Here is a 13,870-nt window from a genome sequence, read left to right on the forward strand (position 1 = left end):
ATTTGAAATCGCTTACATAAATTAAATGGCATAGAAGTTGCCAATATAAGAATAAGTTTATTTAAATGGAGTCACCATGTTTAAGGTTACAAAAATTAGGCAGAGTATTTTAACTGCTATGTGGGGAGTAACAGCGAGTGTTTCGACATTAGCTTTAGCGAACGATGATGCCGATGCAATTCCTGCTGAGCAACAAGCTCAAGTGGTAAATGCTAAAGATGTAAAAAAACTAGGCGATGTCATCGTTACTGCACAATATCGTGCACAAAACATTCAAAAAGTTCCAACTGCAATTACAGCGGTTTCTGGCAAAGATTTGGCCGCGAAAGGCTCAACATTTATTGGCGATGTTTTAACTTATACGCCCAATGCAGCAGCTGAAAACCCAGATGGCGATAGCCGTCCACGTTGGTATATTCGTGGTTTAGGAACTGGCGATGTTGCAGCCTCTACAGTTTTTCCAGTCGGTATTTATGCAGATGGAGTTTATTTAAATGCGCCTGTTGCTGGGGCTGGAGATTTATTCGATTTAGAACGTATTGAAGTTCTACGTGGTCCACAAGGCACGCTTTACGGTAAAAACACCACGGCTGGTGCGGTGAATTACATTTCACGAAAACCTGTTTTTACAGATAAACCGACTGGTTATGGAACAATAGGTATAGGTGACCATAATCTTCGTACTTTTGAAGGCGCCGTGAACGGGGATATATCAGATAACGTTGCCGTACGAGGAGCATTCTATTCAGAAGACCGCGATGGCTATGCAAAAAATTTAGCCAATGGTGAAAACTACGGGGATGTAGATAAAAAATCATTCCGCTTCCAAATATTAGGAAAAATTAATGATGATTGGAATGCTTTAGTCAATCTACATAGCCAAACTTATAATGGACTCGGTAATAATGGCTCTTTAAGTATTGGAAAATACTGGGGTGTTTATGAAAGACCACAAGGCCGAGATACAAATTTAGATTTGCCTGAAAGTAATAAAATTCAACATGATGGCGCTTCACTCACCTTAACAGGAGATTTAGGCGGCGGTCATACTTTTACATCTATTACAGCATTTGATAAAACCACTCAAAAATCTATTTCTGATGGGGACTATACGCCTTACGATGTAGCAAGAAGCTATAGCGATAATGAATGGCGCCAATATAGCCAAGAATTTCGTGTTTCTTCTGATGCTGAAAAAAGACTCAGTTGGATCGCAGGTTTTCACTTCTTTAATGAAGACTTAGACTCAACAGGTGTAAGTGCACGAGTAAATAAAACATTACCGAATGGCGCTCCAGCTCAAACGGCGGGCACACCAGCTTTTAGAGATATTACCTACAATCAGACCACACAAAGTTTTGCCTTGTTTGGTAACAGTACCTATAAATTTACCGATAAATTTAAAGTAACAGGTGGTTTACGTTGGACAAGTGAAGAAAAAGACATTGATCTAGATCTTGTTCAAATTACCTCAGGCGATTACACCAAAGGTAGTTGGTGGCAAAAGGATGGGTATAGCAATGCGGTTTATAACCCAGCGCCGAATGCAAATGGTTCAACAAGTCGTAAAAAGAGATGGAATGAGCTGACTTATGATATTACGCCAGAATATGAAATCACTCCTGATATCAACACTTACTTCCGTTTTGCTCGAGGTTTCCGTTCAGGCGGTTTTAACACGGGACTTTCTAGTAGCCTGACGCAACTAGCAGATGTTAACCCTGAATATTTAAATAGCTATGAGCTAGGTTTGAAGTCTAGCTTGTTACAAGGCAATTTAACCGCTAATGCTAATATTTTCTATTACGACTACAAAGATATTCAAACAAATTTATTAGTTGCGACAGAAGGACAAGGTGGTGGGGTAACCTCAGTTCTAGCAAATGGACCTAAAGCAGAAGTAAAAGGTGCCGAATTAGAATTAGATTATTTAGCTACCGATAACTTACGCCTACGTTTCGCAGGCGCTTATTTAGACAGCGAATACACCGACTTTGTTGATAAGAATCCAGTGACCAATGTCGTAAATGCTGACAATACAGGTAACAGCTTGGTTCGTTCTCCAAAGTACACTATCGGTTTAGGGGGTGAATATACCTTTAATCTTGATAGTGGAGCACGCGTTATTGTGGGCACAGATGCAAAATATCGTGACCGTGAGTTTTTCTTAGTCAATCGTCAAGATTATTCTGTTGACCCAATCTTGAGTCAAAAAGGGTACACCTTATGGAACGCGAACGTTGGGTATATCAGCGCAAATAATAAATACCAAGTTAATGCTTACGTTAAAAACTTGCTAGACGAAGAATATCAAGTTCATGGGCGACCAAATGGTCCTGCTGGACAATATGTCTTAACCTATGGAAACCCACGTCAAGTTGGTGTTTCTCTCACTGCAAAATTCTAAGCTTTGCTTTACGGAGAAAATAATGGGAATTGAATTTTTTACACGTTTACCACTTCATGGCGAAACAGAATTTTTACCTGGTGACCCACGTAATCGCGGTGATTGGGCCAATATTGAAAATGTTGAAAATACCGGAGCTGTTTCGAACTATGAAGTCGGTGATGACTTTACCTATATTGATTACTTAAGTCAGGTAGCACGGGCAGCAGAAATTAATGGTTTTGCTGGTGCACTCATGGTAAACGCACCAACGGGTGAAGAGCCTTGGACAGTATGTTCATTGCTGGCAAGAGAAACCAAAAAACTTAACTTTGTGACTGCATTTCAGGCCTATCATTTTAGTCCATATAATGCTGTACAAACTGCGGCAACTTATCAGCGTGCAACGGGCAATCGACTGGTTTGGAATATTATTAATGGCGGCTCGGAAGTCATCCAACGTCAAGTAGGCGATGACTTACCTCACGATGAACGTTATGCACGTGCTACAGAATTTCTAGATGTTGTAAAAGGATATTGGAATAATCCTTCATTTCACTATAAAGGGAAGTACTATTCGGCAGAAGGCGGTGGTCTAAAATATCCACTGAATAAAGCAAGTCTTCCCATTATTTGCACAGCAGGTTCTTCGGAAGCTGCTCGCGAGTTTGGAGCAAAACATGCCGACTATTATTTAATGCGAGCTGAAAAACCAGAAGAAATTGCCGCATTGATTGCAGACGTACGTGCTCGTGCAAAAAAGTATGGTCGTGAAAATATAAAATTTGGTCTATCAATCGATACGATTGCTCGCCGTACTGAACAAGAAGCGTTGGCAGAAGCGCAGCGCTTTCTTGATGAAGCTGCTGAAAAGCAACGTTTACATGCGGCAGCAGCTCATGCGGGTTTACGCTCAGCGCGCGTATTAAGCTTCGAAAAAGAGTACGCTGAAAAAGATGGCAGTAAAAATGTCAGCGACTTTTTTATCCATCCAAATGTTTGGTCTGGATTTGGATATATTGGTGTGCCACCTGGTGTTGCTTTGGTAGGGAGCTACCAACAGATTATTGAGCGTATTGAAGAATACAACAGCATTGGCATAGAGTTATTCTTTCTTGCTGGCTATCCACATCTTGAAGAGTCATACCGTCTTGGTGAACACGTTCTTCCACACTTTAAAAAGCAACGTGCTCGATTACAGCCTACAGTAGCTAGCCCAGAATTTGATATTGCGCTTTAACGTTTAAATGTTCTTTACATAAGCCTGATTAGTAAGCTAGTTGGGCTTTTTTAATTTTTTGTTCTTTATATACGTTTGAACTTTTATGAAAGGTCTATACAAGAATTCTTATCTTTATCTCTTATTTATAAATATAAATATTTTCTGATCTTTGTACCTGTGTAGACAGTTAAACAAAACATCTCTCTTTACACTCATCCAGAGCATAACACCAAAGATGATCACAATACGTCTCATATTAGATCTGCATGACACGGATAAATGATCATCAGGTATACGTTTAGTTAAACATTCTGAGAAATCTATAACAGCAGAATGTATGGATATATATCGAGATATGAAAGAAATAATTTCGCAAAAAAACTCATCCGGCATTGTCTGGAAAAGTACCAAGAAACCAGGTTTCATTTCTGTTGGGTATTTTAACTCGCTTGCGATCTATTGGATTGTACCTCTTTGTTTATTCTTACTGTGGTGGGTAGCATCAAACGAGCAATGGATGCCTGCTCAAATTTTACCTACCCCAAAAGATACATGGCATTCTTTCGTTGAAATCGCATCTCAAGATCTATGGTCACAGCTTGCGATCAGCCTTGAGCGCTTTGGTCTTGGTTTATTGTCAGGTGTGTTAGGCGGCGTATTTCTAGGTGTTTTACTTGGTTATAGCCGCATTGCCGAACAATACCTATCTGCAACGTTTTATGCGTTGGTCATTATCCCAACATTGGCTTGGTTGCCTTTGCTCATGATCTGGCTCGGCATCGAAAATAGTTTAAAAATTTTCATAATCTTTAAGGCCACAATGGTGCCGATTGCTTTACACACTCAGGCAGGGGTACGTGACATTCAACCCAAACTCAAAGAAATGGCAGCAATTTTACAGTTCAATCGTCTAACCTTACTCACAAAACTTGTACTGCCAGCCACACTTCCATATTTCTTTACGGGTTTAAGACTAGCTGTTGCAGCAGGCTGGACGAGCTTAATTGCTGTTGAGTTATTGGCTTCATCGGAAGGCATTGGATATTTGATGGTAACAGGTCGTCAGCTATTTCAGCTTGATATTGTTTTTGTCACGATTTTTGTTATTGCGTCTGTCGGAATTATTTTCGATTTTATCCTCCATCGAATTGAACGAAAGTTTGTGTTTTGGCCACATGCTGCTTTGAGTGCTCATACTTTTCACAAAAAAAACAGATCCGATGTTTTCAAGTCATGGGTTTTACCTTTGAGTTTAGTCGTGCTTTGGGCAGTGAGCAGTTGGTTTAACTTGATTTCGAGTCAAATTTTGCCCGCGCCGTGGAAAGTATTAGAAGCACTTTGGTCAGGTATTCAAGATTTCTCACTCACTACCGCCATGTATTACAGCCTTTATCGTGCAATTTTGGGTTTAATTATTGGCGGGCTAATTGGGGCATCAGTAGGAATTGTAGTGGGTCTATTTAAACCTATTGAAAATCTGTTGGCACCTACACTCAACACATTACGTCTCATTGCCATTTTTGCTTGGATTCCGCTACTGACAGCTTGGTTTGGGCTCGAAGATTTATCAAAAATTGTTTTCATTTCAATAGCGACGTTTTTTCCGATGTTTATTGCGACATGGAAAGGCATGTCGAGCATTCCAATGCAGCTTGTTGAAGTCTCAAGCACTTTAAGAATGACATTGCTCCAACGCTTAACGCTTTTGATTTTACCGAGCATTGCACCTTCAATGTTTGCTGGGTTTCGATTGGCATTGCTCTATTCGTGGATGGCATCTTTTGGAGCTGAATACTTGATGGGCTCTGGGATTGGCATAGGTAGCTACATGATGGCAGCACAGCAAAACTTTGAAATGGAGCGTGTGATAGCAGCAACCGTTTTGGTCGCTGGTTTAGGGGCGATTCTGGCATGGCTGGGCAAAATAACTGAAAACTACGCAACATCTTGGCGAAAAAATTGAGGTCCGATCATGACAACTACCCTTAATACAAATACTGAAAAACATCACCAATCTTTTCAATCTAATGCTCAAACACGTGTGGCATTTCACCATGTTCATAAGTCTTTTGTCGTCAATCAACAACCTGTCAAAGTCATTCACGACTTTAATCTAGAAATTAAGGAAGGCGAGTTTATTGCGATTGTAGGTAGCAGTGGCTGCGGTAAATCTACGCTCTTACGTCTTTTGGCAGGACTAGATCAAGATTTTGATGGTCGAATTTTAATTGATGGTGCCGATGTAAGCGGGATTGGCGGCGATCGAGCGGTAGTCTTTCAAGAACATCGCTTATTTCCTTGGCTTACCGTTGAGCAAAACATTGAGCTGGGTTTATTAAATGAGGCGTTAACTTCACGTGATAAAGATATTCTGGTTCAGAAAGCAATTGAGTTAATTGGTTTAAATGGCTTTGAAAAGGCCTACCCACATCAGCTATCTGGTGGGATGTCTCAACGTGTAGCCATTGCACGTAGTCTTGTTGTGCAACCACGCATTTTTCTGTTAGACGAACCGTTTGGTGCATTAGATGCATTAACACGGCATCAAATGCAAAATGAATTGCTACGCATTCAATCTCAACAAAAAATGACCACTGTTTTTATTACGCATGATGTGGAAGAGGCCGTAACTCTGGCAGATCGTGTGGTGATTTTAAAACCCAAACCTGGTCGTGTTGAACAGATTATTCCCGTCAACTTGCCGCGTCCTCGAAATCGTTCAAGTTTTGAATTGCATCAATTAAAAGAACAGATTTTTCGGATTTTGACCGAAGACAAAATTGGTTAATAGGAGTTATTGATGAGTGAATTTAGTCATGGCTCGATTAGAAAAGCATTTTTATTTGAGCAATTATCCAATCAGGTCACCTATACAACGACGGTTAATGATCCCTTTAGCCATAACGTAGATGTTGGAAATGATCCCACTGGGCCAAAAAAGAATGCTTTAGCAATTGCGATTGTCGCCGTTGCTGCGGCACATTTGGGAATCTGGTATATCGCCAAACAACTTCCTACACCTCAGCTTGATGTTAAAACACCTGACCCTGTGGTGATAGAGATTGTCAAACCGCCCGAACCACCTAAGGTGATTGAACCCAAAATCCCTCCAGTGGTGCAAAAGCCAAAGATACCGCCTGTTAGTCCAAAGCCTGAGCCTGTACAAAAGCAAATAGAGACACCAAAACCAGTACAGAAACACGTTGAGCAGCCTAAACCTGTTGAACAGCATAAGGCAGTAGAGCAACCACGACCTGTAGCGGAACCCTTAAGTAAAAACGTGGTGGCGGCTCCTGTTCAGCAACCCGTTTCAAAACCCGCTGAAGCACCTGCGAAAGCTGCTGATGACAACTTGCCTGTTACAGAAGCAAAAGGCTATGCGGGTTATTTAAGTAATCCAGCGCCTGAATATCCTGAACAGGCTCTCGATCGAGGTTGGGAAGGTTCAGTCATCTTAAGGGTAAAAGTCTTGCCAAATGGCAGCCCTGATAGCGTGACAGTCAAACAGAGCAGTGGCAAAAAAACACTCGATAGTGCAGCTGTGAGAACCGTAAAACAATGGAAATTCTCACCAGCTTTAAAAGGGAAGACACCAGTCGAAGGTTGGGTCGATGTTCCTATTCACTATCAGCTCCCAAAATAATTTTTAACTTAATATTGATCTATAAGGAATTTTAACATGAGTGATATAAACTCTCTGATCCATGATGGGACTATCTGGTTATTGGTTGCTTTTTCAATTGTGACGTGGGGTTTGATTGTCATTAAACTGGTTCAAACCCAAAAAGCCAACCGCCAAAGCAAAGCCTTTGCAGAAGAATTCTGGAGTGCCAAAAATCTGCAAGATGCGATTCAAAAATCGGAAGCAGGGCAAGGACCAGTGGCACGCATTGCAAATACTGGTTTTAAAACACTTGCCGATGCAGATGACGATACTCATCAAGATTTACAACATAGCTGGAGTCGTCAAGATTTACTTGAGCGTCATTTACGCAAACAAATTTTGTCAGAACGTCGCCAGCTAGAAAAAGGCTCTGCCTTGCTCGCATCAATTGGTAATAATGCACCTTTCATTGGGCTATTTGGTACAGTCTTTGGGATTATCCATGCTTTACAGGCCATTGCACATTCGGGTAATGCCAGTATGGATGTCGTTGCAGGACCGATTGGTGAAGCGTTAGTTGCAACAGGTATCGGGATTGCAGTGGCTGTTCCAGCGGTACTGGCATATAACTATTTCGTGCGTAAAGTAAAAACTATCGGTGCCGAACTAGATGACTTTGCGACCGATTTTGTCAGTCTAAACCAAAAATCAGGTTTCCAGCTTAAGACAGTCAAGGCGAAAACAACAAATACGAGCACTCCAGCCAGCGAGTTAAGCCATAACCACAATAAAGAAAAGGTATATGCATAATGGCAATTTCAACATCAGAACAAGATGATGTCGTCAGCGAGATCAACATTACGCCTTTAGTGGACGTGATGTTGGTTCTGTTGATTGTGTTTATCGTCACGGCGCCCTTACTGACCAATACTGTTAAGGTAAACTTACCCAAGGCTGCGCCAACGCAGGTAACAGATCAAACCAAGGCTGTGGTCATTAGTGTTAATCCAAAAGGGGAAATTTATCTAGATAAAGACAAAGTTACTCTTGAACACTTCGAACATGCCATTCAAAAGCGTAAGGCGGCCAATCCTAAACTGGCTCTGAACCTGAATGCAGATGAGACGGTTCCATATGGTACGGTTGCCAAGTTACTGGCCAGCATAGAACGGGTAGGCGTTGATAAACTATCAGTCATTACATCGCCTAAGTCTTGAGTTCTATCAAAATAAACAAGACAAAAGAAAATCAAGATCCAAATTTGAGATCTTGATTTTTATATAATTGTTTAATCTAAATTTATATTAAACTTGAATTTCACGATTAGGTTGTATGGTCTATTTTAGAGCTTCAATTTGATGGTGAGATGGCGAATGACAACACTTGTTTATAACGATAAAAGAAGAAATAACTATGATCATTTTTTAGATTTATTAGATCAAACTCATATCAATCGTTATCAAGATTTCAACATTACCTTTGAATATAAAAAACTGGCTGAACAAATGCTGTCAGAATGTGAATTCATGGACGCGTGTTCGCTTGAAGAAAAGCAGAAATTATTTAATGAAATTAAGATAAAGCATCTTTATCAAGGGCAAGTGCTATATTCGAGAAATCAAGACTGTCGTGAACTGATCATTGTTTTAAGTGGTGTACTCAAATTAGGTTGGAATTCATACGATGGGAAATATCTTATTCATCGTTTTATTCCTACAGGCGCACTATTAAATATTGTCTATCTTATTTCTGAATCTGCCTTAGAGCATGAATATGTTGCACATGAAGCAACTGTGATTGCAACCATTCCAGAGCATATCTTTAAGCACACCATACAGCACAATTCACGCATGCTATATCAGGTTTTAAAATTGGTATGTCAGAGAACACGGCTTTTAGACAATGATATCTATCACACCTCTACGCAGCCTTTAAAGGTACAAATTGCGCGACAGCTCATCTATTTAATCGAATTTTTTTCGACTCAGACTCAAAAAGGTATTGAGGTTTTATTAAAACTCTCACAAGAAAATTTAGCTGAACTTTTAAAAATATCGAGACAAAGTATCAGAAAGGAAATTCAGTGGTTTGTTGAAGAAGGCATTATAGAAACAAAATACAATCATATCTCTGTCAAAGACATCGACAAATTAAAAGCCTTACTTCACTAAAAAGATTATGACGAATTATGAATAATTTTTCATAAATGCAGAAATGCTATGTAATTTTTGTTGCAGAATTTAAAGGGGGGAATTTCTAAACTCATATCATCAATGACGAGAACGATGATATGGCAGATTTATTAATAAGAAAACCAGTGAGTGAGTTAATCGATGTAATTCCTTTAGCAGGTCGTATCGGTGCACAAATTAATGGTGTTGAATTATCTTCAAACCTTAACCCTGAGGTTTTGAATCAAATTAGGCAATCATTGCTTGAACATAAAGTTATTTTTTTCCGTAATCAGGAACATCTAACAGATCAAGAGCAAGAAAAATTTGCCGAATTGCTTGGGCAACCTATTTCTCATCCTACTGTTCCTGTGGCAGAGGGTTCGACTTATATATTTGAGCTTGATTCCCGTCATGACGGTCGTGCAGACGTGTGGCATACCGATGTCACTTTTGTTTCAAATTATCCAAAAGTCAGCATTTTAAGAGCGGTAACTACACCTCATCGAGGAGGCGATACCACATGGGCAAACACAGAAGCAGCCTATGATGAATTGCCAGAGTCGCTAAAGCTCCTTGCCAATCAGCTCCGTGCGATTCACACCAATGATTTTGATTATGGTGGCTTTCGCCCTTCCGCAAGTGATGAAGTCGTAAAACGCCATCAAAAAATCTTTGCTTCAACGGTCTATGAGGCAGAACACCCATTGGTCAGAGTACACCCAGAAACAGGTAAACGAACCTTAATTTTAGGTCAATTTTTTAAACGATTTGTAGGTCTGACTGCTAAAGAGTCCAACAAGCTGTTTGAAATTTTTCAAGATCGTATTACTAAACCAGAAAACACAATTCGCTGGACGTGGAAGGACGGTGATGTCGCTATTTGGGACAACCGTGCTACTCAGCATTTAGCCGTCAATGATTATGGTAATGCCTTGCGTATCATGCGACGCGTTACGTTGGCAGGCGATGTTCCTGTTGATATCGATGGCAAAGTGAGTAAGCAAATTAAGCCATCTACGTCTTAAGCGTCTAAGCAATACAACGCTGATTTATCAATAAAAATGTGGAAGATATAATGAAACCATCAATTTTTAAAAAATTGATCTTGCTGAGCTTATTGGCTTTTGGACATGCCAGTTATGCTGAAAGCCTTAAAACAATCCGAATTGGTTCTCCCGATTTGACTGCTGGTCAGAAACACGCGGGTGGTGGAGTTGTTGATGTGCTTTACAACAAAAAATGGCTTGAGCAAGAACTTGCAAAAAACAATGTCAAAGTGGAATGGCACTTTTTTAAAGGTGCTGGGCCAGCTATTAATGAAGCATTGGCCAACAATCAACTGGATTTTGCCTTTTTAGGTGATTTACCTCCAATCATTGGTAAAGCCAATGGATTAGATACCCAATTACTTGTTCCAACGGCGCGCGGCATCACCAATTATCTAGCGGTAAGATCTGATCTTTCGATCAAAAATTTTGCTGAATTAAAAGGAAAACGCGTTGGTTTGTTAAGAGGGACAGCAGATGAATTGTCATTTGTGAGTGCATTAAACAGCCAAGGTTTAAAGCTCAGCGATGTGCGAGTGGTCAATTTAGATTTTAACGCCGTCAACGCTGCTTTGGCCGCAAAAAAAATTGATGCGTCATGGGGACCTTCTCGATTTTTTGCGTTACGTGACAAACACATCGTTAACTTGCCTATAAGTAGTCGTCAGTTAAATGGTGCAGGATCTACTCAAGGTGTGTTTTTAGGTCGTCAATCGTTTATTCGACAACATCCAAATGAAACACAACAGGTTGTGACTCAGGTTGTAAAAGGGCTGAATTGGCTCTCAAATGAGCAAAATCGAGTACCACAAGTCGCACTCTTTTTTACCCAATCTGGCTATCCGGCATCTATATATGCTCAGGAACTCAATGGTGTAAATCTGAAGTTTTTATATTCACCATTATTTGATGGTTATTACACCCAACAATTGCAGCAAAAAATTACTTTGGCTACGCAACAAGGGTTGATACGCAAAAATATTGACGTCAAAAGCTGGATTAATCCGTCATTTGTAAATCAAGTACTTGAACAATCAAATTTAAAGACCTACTGGAAACCAACTCAGCAGTACGAATATTTGAAATCAGTGAAATAAGCGCCGTCTTTTAAAACTTAATTATGGGGTAAATAATGTCGATACATTCGAAAAATGTAGCGCGTGATCCGTTCACGTCAGTAACTAAACAAAAAATTTTAAATTTAAGTCTGCTTTCGCTGAGTATCTTGTCAGTTTGGGGACAAGCTCATGCAGAAACAGTATCAAGCACCGTACGTTCTTCAGAGGATGTGGCTCAGTTAGAGACCGTTGTAGTAACAGCAACACGCCGTGAAGAATCACTCCAAAAAGTACCTGTTGCCGTTTCAGTCATTAGTGGAAAGGAACTCGATAAGCAACAGCGAAACTCACTTGAAACATTGGTAACTCAAGTACCGAGTGTTAACTTTCGGGCTGGAGCTTCCAATAAGGATACTTCTTTATTTGTTCGCGGTATTGGAACTGTTACCACTTCACCGGGTGTTGAACCTTCTGTCTCAACAGTGATAGATGGCGTTGTTTACAGCCGACCGGGGCAAGCAACACTTGATTTGTTAGATGTGGATCGTATTGAAGTCCTACGTGGTCCGCAAGGAACACTTTTTGGTAAAAACGCATCGGCAGGTGTAGTCAATATTGTGACCAAAAATCCAACCAGTGAAACCTCTGGTTATATTGATGCCTATGCCACTAACGATAGTGAGCAACGAATTAAACTAGGAGCATCTGGTACATTAATTCCTGAAAAATTAACTGCCAATGTCTCGGCGCTATTAGGTAATTTTGATGGCAATGTAGACAACATTACAACCAATCAAGATGTTAATGGCTATAAAAACTATGGTTTTAGAACCAAATTTGAATATACGCCTACCGATAGTTTAGTGTTGGGCTTTACTGCCGATTATCTGCATAAAAAAGGAAGTGCTCCGACAGGCATTGTGGTTAAAAATACCGATGCCAACTATGCAGCAGCATTATCGCCTGTTGTTGCATCTCCAACCAATCGAAGTACGGTTGAAAATACTCAAGCCTCGACTGATGATACCAATCAGGGTGTAGCACTTACCGCAGACTGGACATTAACCAATCATCAATTGTCATCGATTACGGCCTTTCGCCAATGGAAAAACACACAGATTGGTGACAGTGATCAGCTTGCTGCTCCGACACCAAATTTTGCCGGAATTGCCGATTTAGGCCATGTTAACAGTAAGCAATTTTCTCAAGAGATTAGAATTAAACCGCTCAATCATGGTTTTTTTGATTATGTCGCGGGTCTATATTTCTCAAAGAACAAAAACGATGAGACTTATCAACGCGAGTCAACTTGGTACAACAATGCCTCTAATGCTTATGTCGTAGATTTTGGTAAGGCAATCTATAACACAGACAGCACCAACTATGCTGCATTTGGTGAGGGTACCTTTCATTTCACAAATCGATTGAGATGGATTGCTGGTTTACGTTTTACTCGAGATGAGTTGTCTTATGATCACAGCCGAGTTTCAACTGTTCCAAGCAGTGTAGGTGTCCGAAATGCCATTCGTTCTTCATTTAGCAGTGATGGATCAACCAGTGAAACTGGAGTTTCAGGCCGCATTGGACCTCAATATGACTTTACACCGAATATATTGGGCTATTTTACCTATTCGAGAGGTTATAAAGGTCCTGCATATAACGTTTATTTTAATATGCAGCAAAATGATACACCTGTCATTGATCCTGAAACGGCTAACTCTTACGAACTTGGTCTCAAATCTCAATGGCTGAATAATCGTCTGCGCGTCAATGTGGCGTTATTTAACACGGATTATGATAACTATCAGGCAAATTTTAGAACTCTCGACCCAAATGGTTTCCCAATAACCCGCTTGGTTAATGCAGGAAGTGTCTCTACCTATGGGGCTGAAATTGATTCGGTATATAAGATTAATCCAAATTGGGCACTAAACTTTTCAGGTGCCTATACACATGCACGAATTGATGACTTCAAATGTCCAGCTGCCGATACGTCATGCCCAAATGTAAATGGTAAGCCGCTGCCATTTTCTCCAGATTGGAAATTTAATACCCAACTCGATCGCTATTTTACTCTGGCAAATAACAAACAAATTGAACTTTCAACCCAATATGCATGGCAAAGCAAAGTTCAGTTCAGTCTCGACCAAAACCAAAACACTATTCAAGGTGCATATGGACTTTTGAACGCAAGCATTGCTTTAGCTGATACTGCTTCTGACTGGCGATTGGCATTGAATGTACGAAATATAACGGATAAATCATATGCAACCTTACTGAGCACAAATGGTAGCCGTATTACTCGTCAAGTCCCTAGAGATGATGAACGCTATTTTGGCATTTCATTCCGTAAAAATTTCTAAAAAGTATGTCTAGTACG

Annotated in this window: 11 protein-coding genes; all 11 read left to right on the top strand. The window is 40.2% G+C overall.

The genetic code is table 11. The features are described 5' to 3' along the window. Positions 1–76 precede the first annotated feature (76 nt). The 11 genes from ODQ17_RS01870 (at position 77) to ODQ17_RS01920 (ending at position 13,853) form a co-directional block, all read left to right on the top strand. Positions 77–2,407, top strand: coding sequence for a TonB-dependent receptor (locus tag ODQ17_RS01870; RefSeq protein WP_336624777.1), 2,331 nt, complete (start codon positions 77–79; stop codon positions 2,405–2,407). Positions 2,408–2,429: 22 nt separating this feature from the next. Next, positions 2,430–3,626, top strand: coding sequence for an LLM class flavin-dependent oxidoreductase (locus tag ODQ17_RS01875; RefSeq protein WP_013197887.1), 1,197 nt, complete (start codon positions 2,430–2,432; stop codon positions 3,624–3,626). 319 nt (positions 3,627–3,945) lie between these two features. Then, on the top strand, positions 3,946–5,571 hold the full coding sequence (locus ODQ17_RS01880; RefSeq protein ID WP_322901366.1) for an ABC transporter permease: 1,626 nt from the start codon (positions 3,946–3,948) through the stop codon (positions 5,569–5,571). A 9-nt stretch (positions 5,572–5,580) separates the two neighbouring features. Continuing rightward, positions 5,581–6,396 (top strand): ABC transporter ATP-binding protein, encoded by an 816-nt coding sequence (locus ODQ17_RS01885; protein WP_322901368.1) that lies wholly within the window; start codon positions 5,581–5,583, stop codon positions 6,394–6,396. 12 nt (positions 6,397–6,408) lie between these two features. Next, positions 6,409–7,251 (top strand): energy transducer TonB, encoded by an 843-nt coding sequence (locus ODQ17_RS01890; protein WP_322901369.1) that lies wholly within the window; start codon positions 6,409–6,411, stop codon positions 7,249–7,251. Positions 7,252–7,287: 36 nt separating this feature from the next. Next, entirely contained in the window at positions 7,288–8,022 is a 735-nt protein-coding gene (locus ODQ17_RS01895) for a MotA/TolQ/ExbB proton channel family protein (RefSeq protein ID WP_005305335.1), read from the top strand. Continuing rightward, entirely contained in the window at positions 8,022–8,429 is a 408-nt protein-coding gene (locus tag ODQ17_RS01900) for an ExbD/TolR family protein (protein ID WP_322901370.1), read from the top strand. Before ODQ17_RS01895 ends, ODQ17_RS01900 begins: the two co-directional genes overlap by 1 nt. 156 nt (positions 8,430–8,585) lie before the next feature. Then, positions 8,586–9,383: a Crp/Fnr family transcriptional regulator gene (locus tag ODQ17_RS01905; RefSeq protein WP_014206770.1), complete on the top strand. Its 798-nt coding sequence runs from the start codon at positions 8,586–8,588 to the stop codon at positions 9,381–9,383. Positions 9,384–9,502: 119 nt separating this feature from the next. Next, positions 9,503–10,411 carry a TauD/TfdA dioxygenase family protein gene (locus tag ODQ17_RS01910; RefSeq protein WP_322901374.1) on the top strand — a complete coding sequence of 303 codons (909 nt, stop codon included), beginning with the start codon at positions 9,503–9,505 and terminating at the stop codon, positions 10,409–10,411. Positions 10,412–10,461: 50 nt separating this feature from the next. Continuing rightward, on the top strand, positions 10,462–11,529 hold the full coding sequence (locus tag ODQ17_RS01915; RefSeq protein WP_322901375.1) for an ABC transporter substrate-binding protein: 1,068 nt from the start codon (positions 10,462–10,464) through the stop codon (positions 11,527–11,529). Positions 11,530–11,657: 128 nt separating this feature from the next. After that, positions 11,658–13,853: a TonB-dependent receptor gene (locus tag ODQ17_RS01920; RefSeq protein WP_322901488.1), complete on the top strand. Its 2,196-nt coding sequence runs from the start codon at positions 11,658–11,660 to the stop codon at positions 13,851–13,853. The last annotated feature ends 17 nt before the right edge of the window (positions 13,854–13,870 follow it).

The sequence above is a fragment of the Acinetobacter sp. IRS14 genome, from assembly GCF_034650275.1.
Classification (GTDB): Bacteria; Pseudomonadota; Gammaproteobacteria; order Pseudomonadales; family Moraxellaceae; genus Acinetobacter; species Acinetobacter oleivorans.

Excerpts from the sequence above, each read along its gene's own strand:
- ODQ17_RS01900 (WP_322901370.1), top strand. The coding sequence starts at position 8,022 with ATGGCAATTTCAACATCAGAACAAGATGATGTCGTCAGCGAGATCAAC.
- ODQ17_RS01870 (WP_336624777.1), top strand. The coding sequence starts at position 77 with ATGTTTAAGGTTACAAAAATTAGGCAGAGTATTTTAACTGCTATGTGG.
- ODQ17_RS01915 (WP_322901375.1), top strand. The coding sequence starts at position 10,462 with ATGAAACCATCAATTTTTAAAAAATTGATCTTGCTGAGCTTATTGGCT.
- ODQ17_RS01885 (WP_322901368.1), top strand. The coding sequence starts at position 5,581 with ATGACAACTACCCTTAATACAAATACTGAAAAACATCACCAATCTTTT.
- ODQ17_RS01910 (WP_322901374.1), top strand. The coding sequence starts at position 9,503 with ATGGCAGATTTATTAATAAGAAAACCAGTGAGTGAGTTAATCGATGTA.
- ODQ17_RS01890 (WP_322901369.1), top strand. The coding sequence starts at position 6,409 with ATGAGTGAATTTAGTCATGGCTCGATTAGAAAAGCATTTTTATTTGAG.
- ODQ17_RS01880 (WP_322901366.1), top strand. The coding sequence starts at position 3,946 with ATGGATATATATCGAGATATGAAAGAAATAATTTCGCAAAAAAACTCA.
- ODQ17_RS01875 (WP_013197887.1), top strand. The coding sequence starts at position 2,430 with ATGGGAATTGAATTTTTTACACGTTTACCACTTCATGGCGAAACAGAA.
- ODQ17_RS01895 (WP_005305335.1), top strand. The coding sequence starts at position 7,288 with ATGAGTGATATAAACTCTCTGATCCATGATGGGACTATCTGGTTATTG.
- ODQ17_RS01905 (WP_014206770.1), top strand. The coding sequence starts at position 8,586 with ATGACAACACTTGTTTATAACGATAAAAGAAGAAATAACTATGATCAT.